The 25,786-nt window shown below is 41.7% G+C and carries 16 protein-coding genes; 5 read left to right on the top strand and 11 right to left on the bottom strand.

All coding sequences use genetic code 11. The features are described 5' to 3' along the window. Nucleotides 1–116: 116 nt before the first annotated feature. The 5 genes from BM176_RS03965 to BM176_RS03945 form a co-directional block, all read right to left on the bottom strand. Nucleotides 117–1,670: a RagB/SusD family nutrient uptake outer membrane protein gene (locus tag BM176_RS03965; RefSeq protein ID WP_090099774.1), complete on the bottom strand. Its 1,554-nt coding sequence runs from the start codon at nucleotides 1,668–1,670 to the stop codon at nucleotides 117–119. 11 nt (nucleotides 1,671–1,681) lie between these two features. Continuing rightward, nucleotides 1,682–5,038, bottom strand: a complete 3,357-nt coding sequence (locus BM176_RS03960; protein ID WP_177230289.1) for a SusC/RagA family TonB-linked outer membrane protein — start codon at nucleotides 5,036–5,038, stop codon at nucleotides 1,682–1,684. A 28-nt stretch (nucleotides 5,039–5,066) separates the two neighbouring features. After that, nucleotides 5,067–6,152, bottom strand: coding sequence for a FecR family protein (locus tag BM176_RS03955; RefSeq protein WP_090099772.1), 1,086 nt, complete (start codon nucleotides 6,150–6,152; stop codon nucleotides 5,067–5,069). 64 nt (nucleotides 6,153–6,216) lie between these two features. Next, nucleotides 6,217–6,771 carry an RNA polymerase sigma factor gene (locus tag BM176_RS03950; protein ID WP_143097692.1) on the bottom strand — a complete coding sequence of 185 codons (555 nt, stop codon included), beginning with the start codon at nucleotides 6,769–6,771 and terminating at the stop codon, nucleotides 6,217–6,219. Between the two features lie 154 nt (nucleotides 6,772–6,925). Beyond that, the gene (locus BM176_RS03945) at nucleotides 6,926–7,660 is read right to left on the bottom strand and encodes a hypothetical protein (RefSeq protein WP_090099768.1); all 735 of its coding nucleotides are present in this window, start codon (nucleotides 7,658–7,660) and stop codon (nucleotides 6,926–6,928) included. Nucleotides 7,661–8,272: 612 nt separating this feature from the next. Between BM176_RS03945 and BM176_RS03940 the strand changes: the two genes are divergently transcribed. Next, complete coding sequence (locus BM176_RS03940; protein WP_090099766.1) at nucleotides 8,273–11,731, top strand: NosD domain-containing protein; 3,459 nt, start codon at nucleotides 8,273–8,275, stop codon at nucleotides 11,729–11,731. A gap of 84 nt (nucleotides 11,732–11,815) precedes the next feature. Here BM176_RS03940 and BM176_RS03935 read toward each other — a convergent pair whose 3' ends face one another. Next, nucleotides 11,816–13,888, bottom strand: coding sequence for a cellulase family glycosylhydrolase (locus BM176_RS03935; protein ID WP_090099764.1), 2,073 nt, complete (start codon nucleotides 13,886–13,888; stop codon nucleotides 11,816–11,818). A 491-nt stretch (nucleotides 13,889–14,379) separates the two neighbouring features. Here BM176_RS03935 and BM176_RS32360 point away from each other — a divergent pair, with 491 nt between their 5' ends. From BM176_RS32360 to BM176_RS03920, 4 genes are all read left to right on the top strand, one after another. Further along, nucleotides 14,380–14,556: a hypothetical protein gene (locus tag BM176_RS32360; RefSeq protein WP_177230288.1), complete on the top strand. Its 177-nt coding sequence runs from the start codon at nucleotides 14,380–14,382 to the stop codon at nucleotides 14,554–14,556. A gap of 189 nt (nucleotides 14,557–14,745) precedes the next feature. Then, nucleotides 14,746–15,204 carry a carboxymuconolactone decarboxylase family protein gene (locus BM176_RS03930; protein WP_090101608.1) on the top strand — a complete coding sequence of 153 codons (459 nt, stop codon included), beginning with the start codon at nucleotides 14,746–14,748 and terminating at the stop codon, nucleotides 15,202–15,204. A 32-nt stretch (nucleotides 15,205–15,236) separates the two neighbouring features. Beyond that, nucleotides 15,237–15,578 carry a YciI family protein gene (locus BM176_RS03925; RefSeq protein ID WP_090099762.1) on the top strand — a complete coding sequence of 114 codons (342 nt, stop codon included), beginning with the start codon at nucleotides 15,237–15,239 and terminating at the stop codon, nucleotides 15,576–15,578. Between the two features lie 24 nt (nucleotides 15,579–15,602). Then, nucleotides 15,603–16,886, top strand: a complete 1,284-nt coding sequence (locus BM176_RS03920) for an RNA polymerase sigma factor (RefSeq protein WP_255373428.1) — start codon at nucleotides 15,603–15,605, stop codon at nucleotides 16,884–16,886. Nucleotides 16,887–16,940: 54 nt separating this feature from the next. On the opposite strand, the gene BM176_RS03915 is transcribed toward BM176_RS03920, so the two are convergent. From BM176_RS03915 to katG, 5 genes are all read right to left on the bottom strand, one after another. Then, nucleotides 16,941–17,720, bottom strand: coding sequence for a succinate dehydrogenase cytochrome b subunit (locus tag BM176_RS03915; RefSeq protein ID WP_090099758.1), 780 nt, complete (start codon nucleotides 17,718–17,720; stop codon nucleotides 16,941–16,943). A gap of 135 nt (nucleotides 17,721–17,855) precedes the next feature. After that, nucleotides 17,856–18,212, bottom strand: a complete 357-nt coding sequence (locus tag BM176_RS03910) for a YciI family protein (protein WP_090099756.1) — start codon at nucleotides 18,210–18,212, stop codon at nucleotides 17,856–17,858. 402 nt (nucleotides 18,213–18,614) lie between these two features. After that, on the bottom strand, nucleotides 18,615–21,815 hold the full coding sequence (locus BM176_RS32840) for a sigma-54-dependent Fis family transcriptional regulator (RefSeq protein ID WP_255373427.1): 3,201 nt from the start codon (nucleotides 21,813–21,815) through the stop codon (nucleotides 18,615–18,617). 209 nt (nucleotides 21,816–22,024) lie between these two features. Next, nucleotides 22,025–23,035 carry a hypothetical protein gene (locus BM176_RS03900; RefSeq protein ID WP_143097691.1) on the bottom strand — a complete coding sequence of 337 codons (1,011 nt, stop codon included), beginning with the start codon at nucleotides 23,033–23,035 and terminating at the stop codon, nucleotides 22,025–22,027. 353 nt (nucleotides 23,036–23,388) lie between these two features. Further along, complete coding sequence (gene katG / locus BM176_RS03890; protein ID WP_090099749.1) at nucleotides 23,389–25,665, bottom strand: catalase/peroxidase HPI; 2,277 nt, start codon at nucleotides 25,663–25,665, stop codon at nucleotides 23,389–23,391. Nucleotides 25,666–25,786: the final 121 nt, after the last annotated feature.

Below are 25,786 nucleotides of genomic sequence, written 5' to 3'. Positions count from 1 at the left end.
ATACGATACGTGGAAAATCAATGCACTCCGTAATAACCGGAAGTTTGTATAAGGCTGACTAAAAAGGGGTTTTCATTTTACTTTTTAGTCAGCCTTACGGGGTATCCTACTCTTTATTAATAACCGGGATTGTTTGGAAGAAGATTTTTATTTATATCAATATCACCCTGAGGTACAGGCCACAACCATCCTTTTGTTGCATCGAAAGTCCTCGTTTCCATTTTGACCTGTTTAAATGTCCATGTTGCTGAAGATGAAGGGTCTGAAAGCAACGATTTATCGTAGCCATAAACATCATGTACCAGGGAAGCATCCTGCCATCTTAACATATCAGCATAGCGGGTTCCTTCATTATAAAATTCTACTCTTCTTTCATGTCGTACGATAGCTCTTAACTGAGTCTGACTCAATCCTGTTCCTTCAACAGCTTCCACTGTTGGCATATTTACTCTGGCTCTTACTTTATCAATCAAAGTATAAATTTCCTGATCCGTACTTCCGGATTCGATAAGTGCTTCCGCCCGCATCAGGTATATATCAGCATAACGCATTAAAATCGTGTTAAGCGAACAATTATTAACGTCCGCAATACCAATACTGGCATTTTTACGTGGCCTTGCACCACAAGGTACCTGGTCGAGGGACGGTATAAATGTGGATGAACCAAATGCCGAACCTGGTAACACCACTGATGCGGCTAATCGTGGATCACGATTCACAAAAGGATTTTGCGGATCATAGCCTGAGGCTGCATCTGTAATAGGCAACCCATTTTGCATGTAATAAGAATTAATCAGGTCTGCAGTAACATTGGCTGTGGGCCAGCTGGTAAGCGACAAGGCTGCCGTTGGCCATGGTTGCGACTGCGTTGTAGGGATATATTGGATATCAAAAATCACCTCTATATTATTTTCATGGGCTTCAGAGAATGTACCTGCATAGTCGGGGTATAAATCATACTTTGTCAGATTTATAACATCCAGGGCTGCCTGTGCAGCATCGTCCCATTTTTGGTTTGCAAGCAAAGCTCTTGCTTTATAAGCAAGCGCGGCTCCTTTCGTAGCACGACCTACATCTGTTCCTGAATAGGAAGTGGGAAGAGCAGCTGCAGCATCATTAAAGTCTGAAAGAATTTGAGTAAGCACGTCACTTTTAGCAGTTCTTGACACATAAGCATCCGATAAAGCCAGCACTTTCGTAATAAGCGGAACATTCCCGAAATAAGCAATAAGGTCAGCGTAAGCATAACCACGCAGAAATTTAGCTTCGGCAGACATTGCTGATTTTACATCATCACTTACGGTTGCACTGCTGATGTCCTGAAGAAATTCGTTGGCTCTTGATATAATGTTATAATCCTGTGTCCATTTAGCGTAGGGCGCCCAGCTCGAGGAGTTTGTAAGCCATTCACCCACTTCTTTCGATCCCTGCCATGAATCCTGGCAATAACCATTATCTGACATATAGTCGAACTGATAAAAATGCGCAGGTGTTGCATTGGGCTGAATAGCGTTATAAATTCCTATCAGGGCCATTTTGCATTGTGTCTCATTCTGAAAGAATGTAGAAGGGGATAGCTGGTCCTTTGGAGTTTTATCCAAAAGATCCTTTGAGCAACCCGTAAAAAACAATATTGAGATGAAAAGAGTGATTTTATGCATGTTTTTCATAACCTGTTCTATTAAAAATTAACATTTACACCCATCGTCATTACGCGAACCTGCGGGAAGGCCTCTGCTCTGGTCTGACCAACTGTTTGCTCAGGATCAAACCCTTTGAATTTTGTAATGGTAAAGGCATTTTGCACATTTCCGTAAAGTCTGAGGGATTTGATGCCCGCACGGGAAAGAACTCTTGGACTTATGGAGTATCCCAGCTCAATATTTTTCAGACGTAAATACGAAGCATTTTCCATGTAAAAGGACGAATGAATGTTATTCCGCACACCGTCCAGGGTCAATCTTGGTAAAGTATTAGATGGATTCTCCGGTGTCCATCTGTTAAGCCACCACGAGCCCATATTAGCAAAACCACTGAATGGAGAAGCTATCTCATAGTAAGTATACCCCTGAATGCCCTTAACTCCCTGTAAGAAGAAACCCAAATCAAATCCTTTCCATTCTGCATTGAAATTGAAGGCATAGGTGAGATCAGGAAACTGGCTTCCTATTATTTCCCTGTCATTATTCATATCAACTATATTATCCTTATTCAGATCTTTATACTTGATATCACCAGGTTGCGCTGTATAGTTAGAAACCTTTACTACTCCTGGTTTCAGAGTGTAAGTTCGATCGGCGTATGCTATTGACTGATCGCTGTTGTTTTGCCAGGTAAAATCGGAGATCTGGTAAATTCCGTCCATTTTATATCCATAAAATGAATTGATAGCGGCACCTACTTTAATAGCTTTAGGAGAAGTAAGCTGCTCAGCAACATTCATCCTGGTTATTTTATTCACTATATGAGAGGCATTAATAGTTCCTCTCAATTTAAGACCATTAGAAAATTCCTTTCTGTAGGTCAGAGATGCTTCGATACCCTTGTTCTGTACTTCTCCGGCATTTGCATATGGTGCAGATAATGCCATTGTAAGCGGTATTGGTTGAATCAGCAATAAGTTCTTTGTTCTCTTATCGAAATAGTCTGCAGTAAATTCAAAATTATTTTTCAAAACCAGATCCACACCAAAGTCAAGCTGCTGTGCAGTTTCCCAGGTCAACTGTTTATTGGTCATAGCAGTAACAGCCACCCCTGAATATAAGGTACCACCAAGCGAATAGTTTTGTCCTGAACTTAAAATATCGCTTCCGTTGTAATAAGTGTTTATATTTTGATTACCCAGTCTACCCCATGAAGCACGCAATTTAAGATGGCTCAGCCAGTCCAGCTTTTCCATAAATCTCTCCTTTGACATTACCCAGCCTCCGGAAAAAGAAGGGAATGTACCCCACTGATTTCCCTGGGAAAACCGGGACGAACCATCTCTTCTGATATTTGCTTCAAACAAATATTTCCCGTCGAAATTATAATTGATACGTCCAAAGTAAGAGCGTAATCCAAGATCGTAACTTCCTGCATTATTGGTTTGCGTAGAAGCGTCTCCCAGGCTAAGCACCCGTTGCGTGTTATTAACAAAGTTGGCACGGTAGCCGCTTTCCCAATCATAAGTGAATTCCTCTTCGGAATAACCGCCGAGTATATTAAACTCATGTTTTCCGATCACCTTGTTATACTTTAAGAGAGAAGTCAGCAATGTTTGAACATCTGTCTCATTGGTAACTGTTAAATTGGAAGCCAGATCAGTGGTAGAACCACTTTCATTATACAATGTTACATTTGCATGGAAGGCATTCGCCTTTGAAGATGTCACATTATACCCATAGGTAACCTGGGCGCTTAAACCATTCAGGATCTTATATTCTCCTTCTACCTGTCCGCTGAAATTGTAACGTTTTGTTTGTGCGGTACTACCTTCTTTAATTTCACCATAGAAATTCCGTTCCCCATTAACAGACACCCATTTCCCATCCGCATTTTGTAGAGGATGAATAGGTGCAAGTGTTGCGTACCACTCAGCACTCCACAGATCGGTAGGTTCATTTTTAACACCAAGATTACCGGCTAATTTTGATGAAATTCTTAACCTTTTGTCTTTTAAGAAATAGGCATCAATATTTGACCGGAAGTCGGTCTTCTTATAATTGGTTCCTACAAGAACACCATCCTGATTCAATTGACCAAGCATTAATGCGTAGTTAATATTATCAGTTCCACCTGAAAGACTCAACCGGTGATTTCGGGTAGTTGCATTTCCATAGTATACTTTAAAATAATCGATGTCCGGGAACATCGGATCATTATGTGCCGCATATTTCTGAATGGTTGCATCGGAATATACAACTGCACCTCCTGAATTTAAAGAAGCCTCATTATAAAGTGTTGTATAGTCAACGGAGTTTAAGACATTCGGTAACCTGGTGGGACTTTGCGTGCCGATGTAGGCATTATAATTAATTTTTAAATTCCCGGCGGTACCTTTTTTAGTAGTAACCAGAATTACTCCATTAGCAGCCCTGCTTCCATAAATGGAAGATGAAGCGGCATCTTTCAACACAGATATGGATTGGATGTCGTTTGCACTAACATCGTTTATATTCCCCGGAACTCCATCTATTAATACCAGTGGAGAATTATCACCAAATGTACCGACACCACGTATATCAATTACAGCACCATCATCTCCCGGCTTTCCTGAATTTTGCAACGCATATACACCGGAAACGGTGCCCTGCAAAGCCATACCGGCATTAGTTAATGGCCGGGTTTCCATATCTTCCATTTTAACTACTCCAACAGAGCCTGTTAAATTTGTTTTCTTTTGCGTACCGTAGCCAACTACAACTACATCGCTCAATATTACTTTACTTTCCTCCAGTACTACTGTGATGTCGGAGGTATTCGTAACCTTTACTTCAACGGATTGGTAACCAACATACCTGATTTCCAACACATCGCCCGGTTTCGCATCAATCCTGAATTTGCCATTTTCATCCGTCATTGTACCTGTTCCGGTCCCTTTTACTAAAACCACTGCTTTGAAAACAGGATGTCCATTTTTGTCCACTACTTTTCCGCTCACTTCCGTTCGGCTTTCAGTCAATTTAGGGTTTGTTGTAGTATTCTTCTGAGGCGGTATTACCGTAACTATATTTTGCGACCATTCAAAAGAAGCGCCCGATTGTTTATTTATTTCGGAAAGAAGTTGTTTTAACCTGAGTTTCTTAGCAGATACTTCTACTGGCTCATTTAAATTCAACTCCAAAGCATCATAAGCAAACCTCACACCAGTTTGCGTTTCAGTAATAGTGAAAAGTTCAACTAATGAAAACTTCTTTTTATTAAGTTTAATAATAGTGCCGATATAATCCTGATCTCTGTCATCGGGTCCGGCTTTTGCATTGTGATACAGGGAAATCGCTATCATTAGGAAAAGTACATGCAATACTTTCCCTCTGAGTATAGCTAGTCTACTCATGGCATTGTTCATTTAGTGTTAGGAATATTTAGTGAATCGTTATTACATTTCCATTGGTTGTAAATGAAAGTTGTTTCGACAGACAAATAATTTTTACTAGTTCTTCTGGTGAAATTTTGGTAAATGATCCATTGAATCTGAATGCTGTTTTATGGCTTAGATTTACTAGTCTAATATTGTAAATCTTATCAAAGCGGTCGGCTATTTCATTAAAATCAGCATTCTTAAATACAACAATGCCCTGTCGCCATCCTATTTCTTCATTTATATCGAATTTCGTTTTCCTGAGCGATAAATCTGATATTTTTAAAACGCCCATTTCGGAGGGTGCCAATTCTATTGTTTCGTCTGGTTGATGATTGATTTTGTTTAACCCAACTCTACCCGTAACCAATGCCACCTTAGCAAGGCCTTTATTCGGGTAACACTGCAAATTGAAAGAAGTGCCAAGTACAGTGATAGTCAGATTTTGAGTGGTTATATGGAAAGGATGTCGCGAATCTTGTTTCACGTTGAAGAACGCTTCGCCAGTTAGTTGCAATTCCCTTGAGGAGCCTGTAAATTTCGACGGATACGCCAACTTGCTATCGCCATTCAGCTCTACTTCCGAACCATCCGGAAGCGTAATTTTTTCACGCTGACCTTTGGGCACATATTTTTCTATCATCGTCACCTTTACCGGCTCAAGGGAAACAGAAAAATAATTAGCTTTCTGCAAAGCTACATATACAATGGAACCCACTGCCAGAAAGGTCAATGCCAGGGCCCCGGTTATTCTTCTTCTGAGTTTTCGCGCTTTGTAACTGTTCTCAATGATAGTTATGCCTGGTTCTTCATTGTTGGCATTATCCCGGCACAAATCGTTATCCAATGAAAGGTCATTTAATGCCTGGGCAAAACGTTGCTGTTCTTTCTGAAATTCAGATTCAGGAATCCGCACTGAAAAGGCATCAATATAATTGTTGGCTGATATAATAATATCCAGTTTTTCAGGATGAAGTTTTATCCATTCTGTCCAAAAGTTAATATCTTCTTCATTTTCCTTGAAATAATAACGTAGATATGACTCATCTGTGATGAAATCCACAACGTGGTACAATAAATAGTCCTTCATTCCGTGTTTACTTAATAGTATGACGGAAGAACTGGAGTTTTTTACCGTAAAATTTTAAGATTTTTTAAGAAATATGTTTGGTGGAGAAGTAATGCCTGAGCCGTTTAACAGCCTCGTATATGCAGTTGTAAATCGTACGTTGTTCACAACCAATCAGTTGTGCGATTTCTTCGTAGTTTTTGTTTTCAAAAAAGCGTAAACGGATTACCTCTTTTTGTTTATTCGTTAAATGGGATAGTGCTTCTTTAAGGGTTTTACTGATTGCTTCCTGCTCCTGAAAAGCAATAATGACCTCTTCATATGAAAGTTCATGTCCGGCATCCATCCTTAAGAAGGCCGTTTCAAGCTGAGACTCTTTCTTTAAAGCATCAATCACCTTTCTTCGTACACAGGTGTTGAGATATCCGCCCACGGAAGTTACGGATGGGAGTTTGTCGCGATTGGCCCAAATACTAATGAAAGCTTCATGAATACTGTCTTTTACCATATCCCGATGTGTACAAATAGAGAAGTTTGCAGAAAAGAGGTTGTTATAAAATGAATTATACAACTCTTTCAATGCACTAACATCTCCCGCCCGCATGCAGTCCCAAAGCTCGGTAGTCTTAAATGTTTGCAATTTAATGTTATGGCACGTGGATAAAATAAGTGTCAAATTACCACTTATTTTATTTTAACCAAACTTTTTTTATCTATTCCTGTTCTCTTTGTCTGAAATTATTAACTTATTGATTATCAATATTTTTATTTGGGTATTAATATATCCAACAGCCTTACATAGAAGGTGTAGCGCTTGCCATGAGAAAGTCCTTTATTGAGTGCCTTTTTTTCCAGACAAAATAGAGATAGACCAATCCCATGAGCATGATCGTTGTACCTATTTCAAGGCTATGTGAAGAGAATGGAACAAGAGATAAAAGAAGGAGCATGAGAATGACGGGAGTTCTGTTAAGAATTCCAGCACCCATTATTGTGAGCGCAAAAAAGGGTAAAATAATGCTGGCAAAATTCAAAGGTTGCGGTTCTGTCAGTGCCATTGCTGCGAAGATGGCCATGAATAATGCAACAGCCCAGCTTTTTAAACCCCAACCCATACGTGGCATAAACTGCATTACTTCTGTAGTGGAGAGCAGTTGATCATTAGCATAGATCTCGACCGTATCAAACAGGATTTTGGCCTTTTTATCCTGCACCTCGAAAAATGTTTCAGCCGGTTCACCTGGGCGAAGATTGCGGTATAGCTGTGCAAAGGTTTCCAGTTTACCATATTTATCATACACACTAAAACGCATCATAATATCAACGGGAACATTGCCCACATTCTTAAAACCAATTCGCCATGCCTGGGAAACCTTTATGGACGTATAATAGCCCTTGCGTGCATACACATGCCCACTTTCTGTGATCCGGCCACTATAGCCTGTGCTATGATACTCTTTTTGGCGATGCTGATAAGGTTTGATCTTGGAGAATTGAATACCAGGGACGTTAAGAATGGTAAGGTTCATAGGTTGTTCATTATGCTTGACTCACAATAATAAGATTTTTCGCTTACCCACGCGCCATACACACTAATACGATGTCTGATTTTTTTCTATCCAAAACCTGGTTCCGGAATGCGATATGCAGCAGCTTGCTATCAGCTTCAGGAAACATAATTATTTCTGCTCCTTTAATCAGAAATAATATTTATAAAGATCTGATCCTTTATAATAAAGGAAACTATTATTCCAGGATAAAAAACAAATGGATATAATCGTATCAAGCAGGCTGATCATCATAAAAAAGAATTTCGTTTATGTATAGCTGATAGGACCATATATTATTTTTATTTCTCAATAATTTTACTTAACCTTTGAGTATATCGTCTGCATGGCTAGAATCGATTAAGTGGCTTTCCCTTTCTCCGGACCTGTGGCTAATTTTAGATATTCTGGTTTTATACCGCCAGTTACGTTCGTTCAACTTACTCCGATGGAATAATTTAATGCTTTAATGAAAATTTTTAAGGGGTAACTCAATCACCCCGTACATGTGAATAATGTAAGAGATCTGCATTATCAGGAGTCGTTTGCATTCCCTGATCAGGAGTGTATTATTCATCTTCCAAAGAACTAAACATGGAATCAAATCTAAATGAGCAAAATCTACATCTTATTAATCTAGACAAGGCAAGATCAAATCATTTCTGTACTTTTTCAGCAATAAGTTTTTTCTTCATCTTCCTGCTCTCATTATTTATGCCGGAAAAGATACTGGCACAAGGCACCAAAACCTTTACAGTGAATACAGTAGGTGATGAAAGCGATCCCAATGCCGGTGAAATTGGTGATGACGGAGTATGTGATGTAGACCCCAATACTCCGGGAGATCAGTGTACTTTTCGTGCTGCTGTTGAGAATCAGAACGGTAATCGCAACTTGGGGCAGAACGAGATAAAGTTTGAGATACCCAACGCACCAGGTTCCGGTAGTATCGTCATCAAAATAGGAAGCACAGGATTAGGGCCATTGCCCTCTATCCTTGGAGCAGTAACTATCATCGCCAAGAACAATGATGGAAGACGTATTGAACTGGATGGAACCGCGGCCGGAGCCAATGCAATAGGCTTGCGCCTGTTGGGAGGGACTTGTCAGATTTCATTCTTTATCATCAACAGCTTTTCTTCCCATGGTATCTATATTTCAGGTACTCCTCCTCCGGGAGAAGGTAGCCACCACATCGAAAGCAATTATATAGGTACAGACGCCACTGGTACTATTGCCAAAGGCAACGGGGGAGATGGAATATTCATTGATAATACCCCTGGAAACAGAATTGGCGGTACCGGCGTGTCGAGAAATATCATCTCCGGTAATGATGGCTATGGTATTAATATCCAGGGGTTGGATCCAGCTCAATTTGGCACCAATGGTGCTTCGAATAATCAGGCAATAGGTAATCTCATTGGTCTCGATATATCGGGAGATAATGCACTACCCAATAAAAAGGGTGGCGTTATTCTTAATGATGCCCCCACCAATACCATAGGAGGAACGGGTGCGAACGAAGGAAACAAAATGGCGGGCAATAATACCAGTAACGGTGTCACAGTCACGGGGAGTCTCACAGATGGCATTAAGATATTGGGCAATTTTATCGGAGAAAATAAAACGGGAGCCAAATTCGCGATAGGCATCTCAGCCAGTGCCAAGCCAATAACCATTGATGGAAATATCATTACCGATATTGAGGGTGTAGGTATTGACCTGTTTGTAAAAGGAGATGGCAGTTATAATTTGCGTAAAAATAGTATTGAAGGCAATATGAAAGTCGGTGCTAAACTACGGTTCTCAGAAGGTAGGACTGTTCAAATAATGTATGAAAATAATTTCCACACCAATAACGATATGGCCATGGATGTGGAAGAATCGGTCAGTGGCAAAATCGACTGGCTCGTTCTCGGTGATACCATGCGGCTGGGACAGGTGGGCGCGAACTTTATCTTCCATTGCTCGGGTAATAAGAATTTCACCAATGGCATATATAATGCCAATGCAGGTGTTGCCTTTAATTATGTAGCAGATATAAGCCCCGGGGCACAAATGGCATTGAGAGCGAGTGGGGAGACATACAGTGCCAATGGTGCTGAAGGAAGAAAAGGGAAAGTTGTGCTGAAGGCTGGAACGGAATTTAGCTATGCACTCTCCGGTTCATCAGGGGTCAGTAATGGAAAAGACGGGGACCGGTTAGATGTGTTTACTGATGCCAATGCCATTGCTACATTCACATCAATGGACAATGATTTTTCTCTTAATGCAGGCGCAGGACTCCGCTGGATCAGCGATGGAAAAAATCTTATTACCGTCCGCGCTTTTATAGAAAGAGATTTATTTGACAAAAATACGATCGCCGGGATTGAAGTCACCAGCTTCTTAAGTGGAAAGAGTATCCTCGATAATACCATTACCAATAACGGAGGTCCTGGTGTGTTACTCAACGGTAGCACTATAGCGCATCTTGAAGGGAATACAATTTCCGGTAATGGCACTGGCATACTGGTGAACGATGCTGCAACAGCCAGCATCACCAGTAATACTATCACTGCCAATGGAAAAGGTATCGCATTGGGCGGAACCGGAACAGGAAGTGGGTTAACAGCTAATTCCATTTTTAAAAACAACGGACTGGGTATCGATCTGGGTAACGACGGTCCTAGCCCTAACGATGCAGATGATGCAGATACGGGCCCGAATAACCTTCAGAATTTCCCTGTATTAACGGCGGCGGATAATGGAGGCGGAAATGCCAACATACAGGGCACTTTAAGCAGTACGCCTAATACCACTTTCAGGCTGGATTTCTTCTCAAATGATGCGTGTAACCCTTCGGGCTTTGGGGAAGGACAGGCTTTCCTCGATTCTTTTAAGGTTATTACAGATGGAACAGGTAACGCCGCTTTTACGGCTGTATTAACAGGTAAAACATTTCCAGCCGGTGCTGTTATTACGGCTACTGCCACCGATCCCAATAACAATACAAGTGAGTTCAGTGCCTGTCTGCCCACGGGAAATGTACAAACAGCTGACCTGGAGTTAACCAAACAGGCCGATAAAACGCAATACAATGTTGGTGATCCGGTAACATTTACCATCCAATTAATCAATAAAGGACCGGCCACTGCAACCGGTATTGTGGTTACAGATGTATTGCCTGCCGGTATTACTTTCGGCCAGGCAACAGCATCTGCAGGTACTTATGATAACACTACCGGTAAATGGTCTGTCAGTGCTTTGAGCAGCGGCCAGCAAGTTACACTGACTATTACCGGCACCGTTACACAGCCCGGAACTATTACCAATACTGCTGAAGTTACCGCAAGTGGTGTAGCTGATCCTGATTCATCACCCGGTAATGGTGTTGCTACAGAAGATGATCAGAGCAGTGTTTCCATACAGGTAGTTCAGCAACCTAATATAGCAGAACAGTACAAACAACTTATACAACAGGTAACAGCGTTGGTAAATAACGGTAAACTGACTCCTAAGGAAGGAAGGGTGCTGAAGGGATTCCTGGAACTCTCGTTAAGACAGGCAACCAAAGGAAAAATACAGCCTGCCATTATTGTACTTAAAGTATTCATCATACTGGTGAAGAATGCTACGCATAGAACGCATCTTACAAATGTTGACAGGAAAGCGCTTATCCTTGCAGCTCAAAAGATTATTGATCAACTTAAATTAATGCAGGATCATCATCATCCGAATTGGTGGAGGGAAAGCAATAATAATGATGAACTGAGAAGTCTGGAAGATAACAGCAGCAAGGAATTAATAGATTTCAGCTTCAATGGAAATTATCCTAATCCATTCAGCAGCTACACTATCATTTCATTTGGATTGAAAGATCAGCATAAGGTTCAATTAACCGTTTATGATGCAAATGGCAGGATGGTTACACGTTTACTGGATAAAGTAATGCAGCCTGGTACCCAGACTATTACCTGGCAAACTCCGGATCTGCCCGCAGGTATTTATATCCTCCAGTTGAAGATGGATAATTTCACTAAAACTTATAAGATGGTCCATATAAAACAATAACTGAATAGTACCGGAAAATTAGAATAATACTTGTTCATACATTATGGCTGACCTTTTGAGTCAGCCATAATGTATGAACAAGTATTATTCTTTCACTATTTTCTTTATTGTTTTTTTATTCCCGCTAATAATTTTTACAACGTATATGCCTGCTGGTAGTTTGCTGACATTCATGTTATAAGTATTTCCTGTTTCCGATCCTGAAAAATATACTTTTCCGTTAATGTCGTAAAGGATGATCTGGCTTTTCTGTTGATTGTTATTGGGAATAGTGATCAACACATGATCATGTGCCGGATTGGGATATACTGTGATCAATTGTTCGTTGACGGTTTTATTTGTAGCTAGTGCTGTGGTTGACCGTAACGCGCTGGCGGTTCCATATACTTGCATTTCGTAGATCGAATACCCGTAATCCGATCCGCGTGAGGTTCCATACATACGAACATATCTTGCTGTTGCAGACAAACTGGTATGATCGTTATTGAGGGATGTATTACCCTGAATTGTTTTCACCGTATTCCAGTTCGTATTGTCTGTTGAAACCTGTAACAGGTAATCCTTTGCATAGGCTGCTTCCCAGATTATTTTAACCTGCGAGATATTGTAATTACCGCCCAGGTCAACTGTGATCCATTGCGGATCTGCATACATGGTGGATGACCACCGTGTTGACGTATTGCCATCAACAGCATAATTGCCTTCAAGTCCGGATGTTTCTACAGACGATACCATTACTGATTTATTCAGGGCAATATTTGGCGAGGATACCAGTGTGCCATATACTTCCAGCTCGTAAATAGAATAGCCATAGGTTGTGCCGCGGGCAGTACCGTAAATGCGAACATAACGTCCGGTGCTACTGAGACTTGTGAAGTCGTTACTCAGTGAAGTATTGTTCTGAACATCCTTCAAGGTAGTCCAGTTTGCATTATCAGCAGATGTTTGTACAAGGAAGTTCTTACCATAGGCTGCTTCCCAGTTTATTTTTATCTGTGAGATATTGTAGTTATTACCGAGATCAACGGTTATCCACTGTGGATCAACTGCTAATACGCTGGCCCAGCGGGTGGATGAATTGGCATCAACAGCATTGGCACCAATGAGTGCAGATGTTTCTGTTGATGAAACAGTAATGGTTTTTCCTAATGCCAGATTGTTGCCGGCAGAACCGAAATCATCTGCCGGGCTTCTCATGTTATTGCGAATGAAAATGCCCGCTTCTTTGAGTTTACTTGTTGTCCAGGTGTTACCAGAACAAGTACCGCTAATCCATACCCCACCACTAAGCGGGTTGTCACTATAGTTCCAGTTTGTCCAGCTTATTTTTTTAGTCCGCATCAGGTCCATATATCTTTGTCCCATTGCCAGATCATTAGGACCATCACCGGATGCTTCCTGCGTACCAAATTCAGTAACGAAAATGGGTAAACGGTCAGATGCCCAGTCCAGATGATTTATATAATAATCCTGGTGACTTTTGGCATAAAAGTGAAAACTGTACATGATATTGGGAAAGTTGACAGGATTGTTTATAATATCCTGAGAGGTACTGCCCTCCGAAAGTCCCAGCGATGACCATCCTTTTGTACCTACACAAATAACAGCATCGTTATCAATGGCCCTGATCACAGGAATAACCTGATCGGCATAATTTTTTATACTTGCCCAGCTTACGCCATTCGGCTCATTACATATTTCATACAGCACATTGTTATTGTTCTTGTAAGTATTGGCAATATCGGTGAAGAAGGTTATTGCCCTGCTGGTGTTATAATTAGGATCGCCGGGAGTAAGCATGTGAAAATCGATCAATGCATATAAGCCCCGGGCTGTGGCTTTATTTACAAGTGTTTTAACCAGGGAGGTATAGTAGGAGGGGTTGGTTTCATAGCCACCTTCCTGAATGTACATGGATACCCGTAATATGTCAGCGCCCCAGTCGCGGGTAAGGGTATCCAGTGAGGCATCTGTCATACAGCTTTCATACCATTGAATTCCGTGAGTACTCATACCTCTTAATTGAATAGGGTAACCATTCTGGTTACACAGTTTTGTACCAACTACTTTAAGCTGGCCATTAATGGATACTGGCGTTTGTGCGTAAGCGTATGCTGTTAAGAATAGGCTTAGTAATAGGATAGTGGTTTTTCTCATCTTGTATTTATTTAGGTTAATCTAAGAGACAATAGTTGGCTTACTCTCCAATTTTGAATTGCATATGGCAATGCATTCGGGTTATTAATGATAATAAGGGATAAAAAAGAATAATGGTTATATCGATCAAATGTATAATATAAATTGAAGAATGACTTTACTTATTTTAACATGTTTGAAAAAGTCGCTCAACAGTTGTGTGATTAACAGGGACAAAGGGAACGCAAAATACATTAGTGTCTTCAAAACACTCTAACGATATTGTAGTCATAGTTTGATGAAATAGGCCTGATCCAATCTTCCATAAATGCATCACTGTTCCGGTACTAAGGTAAAACATCACCATATACAGTTAAACCGCCGGTTACTTAACGATATATCGTGAAACCCACGTCATTAAAAATCTCGTAAATAATTAATAATTACTTAGTTATCCATATGGCACATTGGTTGTAATCCATTATACAGAAATCACCTAAAAACTACAAGTTATGATAGCGCTTTTCCAAATTATTAACAAGCTTTTTAAAGACAAAGAGTCCGTAGTGATACTGGTACAAACTCCTCTGGAAGAAATACATAAAGAAAATGTTGCTCTGGGATGTGAATTTCTGGACGACTTTATCAGGCTGGATGAGGACGACATCCCTGACGATGAGACAAAATAAACGGACGCAAGAAACTTTGCAACATGAAAGAATTTCTATTGCCAATGACATTCCCATCTCCCAGATAGGAATTGCCCCCTCTGATAATGCCTCAGACCGATATTATTATATAAAACCCCAAAAAGAATGTCGGGAATTTGTCCAATAACAAAAAACCGATTGTTATTTAACCATAAAAAAAACAGTAAAATGGAACAAAGGATCAATTATCTACAAAAAGGCCATAACGCCTTAAAAACGCTTTTTAATATTGGTGCGTATCTTAAACAATCCCCCCTGCAGGAAAATTTGCTGGAGCTGATATTCTTCCGTGTATCCCAGATCAACGGTTGTGCTTACTGCCTGGACATGCATTCAAAGGATGCACGCGCTCACGGAGAGACTGAGCAACGTTTATATGGTTTAAATGCATGGCGGGAAACTCCGTATTTTACAGACCGGGAAAGAGCTGCTCTGGCCTGGGCCGAAGCTGTGACTGCCTGCCAGATGCCTGATGCGATCTATACCCGTGCCAAGGAACATTTCTCCGATGAGGAGTTTATTGACCTTACACTGGCCATTACGACCATCAATACCTGGAACCGTTTTAATATTGCCTTCACCATGCCAGAAGCTGTGGGTACTTACAGAGCAGGGCAATTTGGCTGAGCTATCACTACCGCATACTAAATCCATATTTTATGAATGAATTCTTGTTATTATTCCGCAGGGATTACAAGACAAAAGAGTCCCAACCGTCCCCCGAACAACTACAGGCACATCTGAGCCGCTGGCGGGACTGGTTTCGCAGCCTTGAGTCGCAGGATAAGCTTGCCAGACCCTTGCAACCCTGGGACGCCAGTGGACGGGTGCTTAAGCATGATAAGAGCGTAACGGACGGCCCCTACGCCGAAATCAAAGAGTCCATTGGTGGTTTCATAGTAATAAAGGCCACCGACTATGAGGAAGCTGTGGAAATAGCAAAGGGGGCCCCTGTTTTTGAACTGGGCGGTACTGTGGAGATACGTATGGCAATGAAATAGTGTGGCTGTGAACAGCAAATGAAAATGCCTTCTTATTTTTGCAAGAAGGCATTTTTATTTGTAATGGAAGAGAAAGAACTATTACCGCATTTATTCAGAACAGAGTATCAAAAAATAGTTTCGGTGCTGTGTTATCTTTTTGGGATTGAGCATATAGAGGTAGCAGAAGATATTGTAAGCGATACTTTTCTTTCCGCTACTGAATCATGGAGTGTAAGGGGAGCGCCTGACAATCCCACAGCGTGGCTATATACGGTGGCAAAGAACAAAACTAAGAACTGGCTAAAAAGGAACTCATTCTTTCAGCAAAAGCTCCTGGCTGATCTGCATCACAGCATGCCACAGGGGGAAGAGATAGAAATAGATCTCTCTGCCCAAAATATTACAGACAGTCAGCTGGCAATGATATTCACTGTATGCCATCCTTCTATCCCCAGCGAATCACAGGTAGCGCTTGCACTAAACCTGCTCTGCGGATTTGGAGTACAGGAAATTGCCGATGCCTATCTGACCAATAAGGAAGTAATCTACAAAAGGATCAGCAGAGCAAAAGACAAACTAAAGGAAACAAATATAAAAATACAACAGCCAACACTTGCAGAAATAAACGACCGGATGGAAACAGTACTCAAAACCTTGTACCTTCTTTTTTCCGAAGGTTACTATTCCGCTTCCAGTAATACGGTACTCCGGAAAGAGTTTTGTATAGAAGCCATGCGGCTGAACTATCTGCTGGCAGAACATCCCCACACCAACAAACCCGCTGTAAATGCGCTATTGGCATTGATGTGCTTTCACACTTCGCGCTTTGATGCGAGATTAAATGACACAGGGGAAATGGTCTTGTACCAGGATCAGGATGAAACACTCTGGAACCGGGAGCTTATTGAGCGTGGCGAGTACTACCTGAATGAAGCAGCCGCTACATCTACTCTAACAAAGTACCACCTGGAAGCAGCTATCGCCTACTGGCATACCCATAAGGAAGACTCCGGTGAGAAGTGGGATAACATCCTGGACCTGTATAATCATTTGTTAGTTCTGGAGTACTCGCCCATTGCAGCATTAAACCGCACTTTTGCACTTGCCAAAGTCAAGGGTAAACAGCAGGCGATCAATGAAGCGGAAAAGCTGGGGTTAACGGGCAATTATTTTTACTACTCATTATTGGGCAACCTATATACTGATATCGACGACGAAAAAGCACTGCAGCACTATGAAGCCGCTTTGAAGCTGGTCAATTCTACGGCCGACAGGATATTGATGACAAAGCACATTGATCAGTTGAAATACAAACTGAGCAGTTAAAGGTATCTGGGACAGCTTCTAAAGGTGCAGGCTTATACCTGCTTTAGAGCTGTATTAAAGCAGGCTTTTTATATAGAATACAATAGGCATAAGCGCAAACGTTAATGGAATAATAATCGTAAAGAGCCATATACCCGTGAACTGTATGATAGGAGTATATTTATTATGAACCAGCCCTGCTGTCCGGAAGGCGCTTTGAAAACCGTGATACAGATGATAGGAAACCGCTACCATTGCTACCAGATATAACAACACATACCACAGAAGGCTAAAGCTGTGTGTCACTATAACGTATAGATCCTTTACGCGTACGATCTCAATATTATTCTCAGTAGTTACCGCGTACTCAAAATCAGGAGAAACCGGTTGGTAAACAGAAGATGTCAGTTTGCCTGTCAACAGGTCTTTCCGGTATTCCCGGTAAGTACCATCCATGAATTTATACCGGCCCCAGAAGTTGCTCATATGTATAATGAGAAAGAGGAAAATAATACTGCCCAGCAATCCCATATTCAGGGAGGCCCATCTAACAGGCGTTTTGGGCGCGATAGCATATTTTACAGGTCGCGCCTGCCTGTTTTTCAACGTTAGCACGAGGGCATAGAAGGCATGAACCAGAATGGATATATACAGCACATAGCCCGCAATTTCAACAGGAGGGAAGTGCGTCATAAAATGAGCATAAATATTAAAAGTGTAGCCATCATCACCAGCAAACAATGTGAGATTGCCGCCCAGGTGTACAATAAGAAAAAGGCAGAGGAACAGTCCTGTCATGGACATAATTAGTTTTCTGCCTATTGAGGAACCAAAGAATTGAGAGAATTTTGTCATAATAGATGGTTTTAATAAAGAGGTTGTAAAAAGTATGATACAACATTTTATTATTCGGGTATCTGATGGAGAACAATCGTTAGCCCCTTCTTTTATTTTTACAACCTCTTTATTTATTATTTTTCAGTACCGCTTTCAGGCAGCGGTGATAGCCATACGCACTTCAACGATGGCGCCGTATTTAATGATAGGGCAGCCTTTTGCGATCTCTACCGCCTCGTCGTAATCTTTGGCTTTTATCAGGAACAAGCCGCCAATGGACTCCTTACTTTCAGCATAGGGTCCGCTGGATACATGATCTTTCTTTTTCTCGTGCTTAATGACGCGGCCATCAACATCCCAACGTTTGGGAGGTGCTACCAATTTGTCCTGGGCCGCAATGCCAGCCACCCAATCCTGATAGGGTTTCAGAGCTTCTTTCATTTGTTCTGGAGAGGGCGCCGGGTTAGCGCTGGTCAGATCTCTGTGGATCACTAATAAGAATTCTTGCATTTTTTGCTGTTTTAAATGTTAACAATGATGATCTATTATTGATGTATTCAATACGAATGATAAACTTCCAGGCTTGCCAGGCGCTGATGTATAACAACCACAACGAACTGACACCCGGCATCTGAAAAATTTTATTTAACCGTTTCCGTTATCCCCACCTTTCCTTTTGTTGGCTGGCGGGGAATACTTTTACCGTTTATTGTTGCTTACTATTTTGCAAGCAGGATGCCATTCATGTATATAATTGCAAATCAATTCATTGTATGGGAATCTGCTTCTTCCATTTCACTTTATTAAGAGAATTGTCATTAGCTTTCACTAAATACAGTGAGATCATTATCTGTATAAAATGAAAAAGGCCGGAACCGTATATGTTCCAGCCTTGCATTACCTGTATAATAGCTATTTCATAAAATAATCTGCTTTTGAGATACCCAGCTTCTTCATTTTAGAGTGGAGAGTAGTGCCGGGAACCTCCAATATTTCTGCAGCTCCGCCGGTTCCGGAAATTTTACCGCTACATCTTTTTAGCACATCAATGATATAAACACGTTCGATTTGCTCCAGTGTAACGTTGTAAACCCCCGGGGTCTGCTTATTATCCTCATGCCGGGGCAAATGAATTTCCTTTAATGTATTGCCCTCGCATAAGAGTATACTCCTTTCTATCAGATGTTCAAGCTCCCTTACATTGCCTGGCCATTGGTAGCTTTTTAATTCCTGCATCACCTTGAGAGATATGCCATTTACTTTTTTACCAGTATTCTTATTGAATTTAGCGACGAAGAAATTGGCCAGAGGTTCAATATCCTCGTGTCGTTCCCTTAATGGAGGCAGGTTGATAGGAAACACATTCAGTCTGTAAAAAAGGTCAGACCTAAAGCGGCCTGCCTGCACCTCTGCTTCCAGATTACGATTAGTAGCAGCAATGACGCGCACATCCACCTTAATGGTAGTCCTGCCGCCAAGCCTCTCCAGCTCCCGCTCCTGCAATACACGTAAAAGTTTAACCTGCAGTTCCAGCGGCATCTCGCCTATCTCATCTAAAAACAGCGTGCTGTTATTAGCCAGCTCGAACTTACCAATCCTTCTGTCTATGGCACCGGTGAAGGCACCTTTTTCATGACCGAAAAGCTCGCTTTCTATCAGATGGGCAGGCAAGGCTGCGCAGTTTACTTTTACCATTAATTTACTCTTGCGGGGGGATGTGTTATGAATGGCCCGCGCAATCAATTCCTTACCGGTGCCCGTTTCGCCCAATAAAAGCACTGTTGAGTCAGATTCTGCCACCCGCGATATCAGGCGGTATACCTTCTGCATCTGGGCACCACTGCCTACTATCTCCGAAAAATTGTAGATCGTTTTTATCTGCTCTCTCAGGTAATCATTCTCCATCTCCAGTTTCTGCTTATAAGCAAGAACCTTTTCATTAGCCCGGATATTTGAGATAGCAATAGAGATCTGTGCACAGATTCCCTTGAGGATAGTGAGGTTGATCTCATCTATCAGCAACCAGAGTGTTCCCAGGTTTACATTCCCGACACGCAAAGGCGCCCCGAAGGCATTCTTTACCCCGGCCTCTTTCCAGAACTGAACATATCCGCCTGAGTTACCCTGTTGTATCTCTTCTTCAACATTGAAGATAACCACTTCGTCACTATTTAACACTCTTGCAGACAATGGTTCATTTATATCAATATTCATAGATGCCTGCATTTTGAACGTGCTGTTCACTTTCTCAAACATACTTTCATCATACATATAGGAGCTGAGTGTAACACCATCATCCTCTATGATACGGATCATGGCCAGCTTTATATTCAACACTTTTTGCAGCACGTCGGAGATGGCCTGTTTCAGCTCATCTTTTGTGCGTACAGCGGCAATGTCATGACTGAATTCCACCAGAAAAGACTGTTCCCGTTCTCTGCGCAGTAATTCCTCATTTGCCATAATGTTATACATAGCAATGGAAATCTGTGCGCATATACCTTGTAACAGTGGTATATTAATTTCTTCAATCCCCAGCCATAAAATCCCCAGCTTTACATCTCCCGTACGCAAAGGTGTACCCACCATTGTTTTGAATCCCATCTTTTTCCATAAATACAGGTATTTGGCAGTATTGCCCCGGCTGATCTCCATATTTACGCTGACAAGAAGCGGTATTTCACTATTGAGTACCCTGTTTTGCAGTCCGTCTTCGATAGGGAACTTTGCGACCCTCATTTCCTGCAGATCTTCATCGTCATCTGCAATATTGGCCTGATAGATGTATGCGGTCATGGTGGACAGATCATCGTTGATCTTCCGGATAGCATATCCCAGTTGTGGATTTAATTTTTTGAGGCATTTACGTACCACATCAGAGAGATCTTCCTTACTTCTTACAGTAGCAATATCACTACTGAAATCCAACAGGAATGATTTTTCATTCTCCCTTTTCAATATTTCCTCATTGGCCGATATGTTACTGACAGCAGTAAAAAGCTGGCCGGATATACGCTGAATAATGCTTACCGCCTCTCTGCCAAAGGTGCCCACCTTATCAGCGAATAACACCAAACTATACTTGGACGATCCATTGTCTCCCAGTATCTTCACCATCATTTCCCTGGCACCTGCTTCGTAATGCAGCCTAAACCACAAGGGTGCTCTGTCTGCATCGAAAGACTCCATATTAAAGACCAGCGGCTTGTAGTAAAGAGAAGCTATATCGTAGATACCGTCTTCGACTGGCGTGGGTATGTTAAGAGCGTCCCCAAAGTCCGTCAGCTCCCTAAGCCTGGCCTCTGCATCGATCAGGTAAGCTTTATAGTTCTCTTCTGATTCATCCATTACAGTCATCATGCTGTGGGAAAAACCGAGGACCTCTCTAAGGTTGGAACAAATGACCTTCAACATGGCCTGCCGGTCTCTAACCTTTACCATTTCAGTACTTAAGGACAACAGCACCTCATTAAGCGATTCTTCACGGCTTATCTCCTCATTCCTTATGATATTGATTACCGCACTCGAAATCTGCGGAGCAATACCCTTTATGATGCTTTTGAATTCGTCAGTAAAACCATTGATATTACTAACATACATATGTAGAAACCCGATAACCTGCTCCTTGCTTTTCAAAGGAGTCATTAAGATCTCCCTCACGCCTCCTTCATAATTAACCTTCAAAAAAGGAGGACTTCCCGGAACATTCATTACATCTTCCAATATAAAAGCACTAGGTCCGTCGTTTGCCATCACCTGCCGGATAAACGGCTCATCCAACGGATAATGTGCAGCCACAAGTGAGGGATAAGCCGGATGGTTTTTAATGGGAGAAGAGGCAGGATCAAGCAGAAAAGGTGTATAGACCTGCGCTTCATGGTCTATCAGGGTAATAATGGTATGGGAAAAAGAGAATAACTCCTTTAACCTCAATGAAAATAAAGTGATCAGGTCATTTTTCTCCCGGACCTTCGTGATGTCATCTCCCAACGCCAGAAGTATTTTGCGTTCTCGTTCCAATGACTTTATCCGCTGGTCAAATACAGTGATGTTGCTTTCTCCGACACCCATTTTCGGCTGTCCAGTCGTAGTTACACTCTTCATTTCTTTCATGCTATAAATTGACAGATTAATAATTGTATTCCCTGCTCTATATACATGACAATTGAAAAATGATATCTGGACAAATTTCGCCCAATATTTTATATCCTTCTAAAATTTAACAATTTTTACTTGGAAATCAAGAGCCTGCGAACACTACAATTACTTATTTTTCCAATGCTGCATAAACATTTTCCAATATCAAAAAATGAGCATGAAATTTATTTTTTCATTAGAGAGGATGAATAACGATCTGGAGACATTTCTGCCATCCAGTCTTTTATGTAAGTAAGCAGTACTTCTGAACCTGGCAAGGATTCATTCCTCACATATGCCCCTGACACTACCTGACCTAAAGCAATACAATGAGGAGTTTCCAATTGAAGTAACAAGCCCAGCCGGTAACCTGCATCGAAACAATCCTTGCCCTGTCCGGGCATATAAATATTTTCGAATGATCTCCCACCGAATTGGGATTGTTGCCCCGTGGAGTATAATATAGTACGGTTGGCATAGAGCACTATTAAGGAATCTATCCTCATTGTATTAAAAATGAACAAATATCTTTCTCTTGCGTCCTGTGGCCGGGAACCGGGAATAGTTACATCATATGCAATACCATTCAGTTTGCTCCATAATTTGTCAGCCTCATTGTTCTCAAGAACTAATGTAACCCTTCCATAAGAGGAATATATTCCCATTATATCAAGGATCTCGTCTATCTCAAATACGAGTCTTCTTCTAATATCTCCAAGACGAAAAACGAATTGAAAATCCCGTTTACCAAGTGGCTTTATCACATCATAAAATATTCCGTCCCAAAAATCTGAAGCCCCATCCACGCTTGCCCAATCTGCGAATTGAACAACCGAACTATAACTAAAAAGCGTTTTGAGCTCTTCAAGGATGGCATCATTTTTTACATTCCGCCATCTGTAGGTCGTATTGTTATTTTTGTCATTTTCTATATTCCAATGATCCGGAACTTCTAATCTGCTATGGAGTGTATTTAATATTAAATGGCGTATTCCCAGTCTTTCCCAGAATTCGCAAGGGATTGGTTTATTGATCCCGACAGAATCCATCTCAGCACTACTCTGAAAAGGATTAAAGACTTCATAATCCCTGATTTGATTCATATATACATCCACTGAATCATTAAAATTCTGAATACTGCCAGCAAGTTCTGCAAGTAGGGAACCGGAATTAGGTTCATTATTTTTTAGGTACATATCTATCTTTTTTTTGGTTATAAACATGATCCATTCGGATCCATTAAAGTACCCTTTACTCCATTTGACGAAGAGATGACCTTGCTTTTAAAAGATCTCACTAAAAATGATGATCTGGCCAGATACGACCTAAGAATTGCAAGTGGCGCACCATTTATTAAAATTATAGATATCAGACAGTTAGATAGAATCGCTGATATTTTATTTCACTATATTTCGCCATTTGACGAATCGATATTCTATATTTCGGGTAACTATAAGCAATTGCAGGTTCTTCCAATACTGCCATATCTACATAAAAAAAGCCCCCGATAACGGAGGCTCTCTATTATATTATTTGCTGAATTTTACAATCAGGCTAAATCAAACCTGTCTAAATTCATCACTTTATTCCAGGCTGCTACAAAGTCTTTCACAAATTTGTCCTGAGCATCTGCACTTCCATAAACTTCTGCAACAGCTCTCAGTTCTGAATTAGAGCCAAACACCAGATCTGCACGGGTACCTGTCCAGTTTATTTTACCAGTGGCACGGTCGCTGCCTTCATAAAGTTCCTTGTCTGCCGATACAGCTTTCCATGCAGTGTTCATGTCGAGCAGGTTTACAAAGAAATCGTTGGTGAGCAAGCCCGGGCGTGATGTGAAAACACCATGTTTAGAACCATCAAAATTAGTGTTCAATACGCGCATACCACCTACCAATACTGTTAACTCAGGCGCTGTAAGTGTAAGCAATTGAGCCTTGTCTATCAGCAACTCTTCCGTAGATACAGCAAATTTTGATTTGCGGTAGTTGCGGAAACCGTCAGCAGCAGGTTCGAGATAGCCAACTGACTCAACATCAGTTTGCTCTTGCGAAGCATCCATACGGCCAGGTGTAAAAGGAACTGTGATTACACGCCCCGCATCTTTAGCTGCTTTTTCAACGCCTGCACAACCGGCCAGTACGATCAAATCTGCCAGCGAAACTTTTTTACCGCCTGATTGCGCTCCGTTAAACTCTTTCTGAATGCTTTCCAATGCATCCAATACTTTTTGCAGCTGCGTTGGATTGTTTGCCTTCCAATATTTTTGAGGAGCCAGACGAATGCGGGCGCCATTAGCACCACCGCGTTTGTCAGAACCACGGAAGGTGGAAGCCGAAGCCCATGCTGTGGATACCAGTTCAGATACGCTCAATCCGGATGCCAATACTTTTGCTTTTAAGGCTGCAATATCATTGGCATCTATCAATTTATGGTTAATAGCAGGAATAGGATCCTGCCAAAGCAGTTCTTCTGCGGGTACATCAGGACCCAGGTAACGGGCACGGGGGCCCATATCGCGGTGCGTTAATTTAAACCATGCGCGGGCGAATGCATCTGCAAATGCTTCAGGATTTTCCAAAAAGCGCCTGGATATTTTTTCATAAACCGGATCAAACCTTAAAGAAAGATCCGTAGTAAGCATGGTTGGCAGATGTTTTTTTGAGCCATCATACGCATCCGGAATAATACTATCTGCATCTTTAGCTACCCATTGGTGTGCACCGGCCGGACTTTTAGAAAGTTGCCATTCAAAACCAAACAGATTTTCGAAGAAATTATTGCTCCATTGAGTTGGTGTTTTCGTCCATATCACTTCAAGTCCACTAGTAATAGTGTCAGCACCTTTACCGGAACCATAGCTATTACTCCATCCGAAGCCCTGCATTTCCATGTCGGTCGCTTCAGGCTCTTTGCCTACATGGGTAGCGGGAGCAGCGCCATGGGTTTTGCCAAAGCTGTGTCCGCCTGCTATCAGCGCAACCGTTTCTTCATCGTTCATTGCCATGCGGCCAAAAGTATCACGGATATCTTTAGCAGCTGCTATAGGGTCCGGATTACCGTCAGGACCTTCAGGATTCACATAGATCAGCCCCATCTGTACGGCAGCAAGTGGGTTTTCCAGATTGCGGGAGTGGATATGACCGTCAGCCTTGTCGTCCGACACTACTACGCCATGATGCTCTTGCACGCCATGAGATCCATGCGCATAACGCACGTCGCCACCCAGCCACGTGGTTTCTGAACCCCAATAAACTTCTTCACTTGGCTCCCATACATCTTCACGTCCACCAGCAAAACCAAAGGTTTTAAAACCCATTGATTCCAGTGCTATGTTACCGGTAAGGATCATTAAATCTGCCCAGGAAATTTTGCGGCCATATTTTTGTTTGATAGGCCAAAGCAGCCTGCGGGCTTTATCGAGGCTCACGTTATCGGGCCAGCTATTAAGCGGAGCAAAACGTTGCTGTCCTGCGCCTGCTCCACCACGACCATCACCCACACGATAGGTGCCTGCACTATGCCAGGCCATGCGAATGAACAAAGGACCATAATGTCCGAAGTCTGCCGGCCACCAGTCCTGTGAATCGGTCATGAGTGCATGAAGGTCTTTTTTCACTGCGTCCAGGTCGAGGCTTTTAAAAGCTTCGGCATAGTTAGAATCTTCACCCATCGGGTTTGATAAGGATGAGTGCTGACGCAGGATATTTAGCTTTAACTGGTTCGGCCACCAGTTATGATTCCTGGTGCCGCCACCGCCAACATTGTTCTTCATACTGCCATTATGAAACGGGCATTTACTGATGTCGTTTAATTCTTTTTCCATTTTTATAAATTTAGGGTACGGAGTGAACACATGCTTGCACCTGGTATTCGTGCAGGTTTATAAAATTAAGATATTGGAGATATAATCACAATCAATTAATTCTATATTTTAATAAATAAAA

Origin of the sequence: Chitinophaga sp. CF118 (assembly GCF_900112615.1) — a bacterium.
GTDB lineage: Bacteria > Bacteroidota > Bacteroidia > Chitinophagales > Chitinophagaceae > Chitinophaga.
The sequence above is the reverse complement of the archived record's forward strand: the minus strand, read 5'-3'. Positions and strand labels throughout refer to the sequence as shown.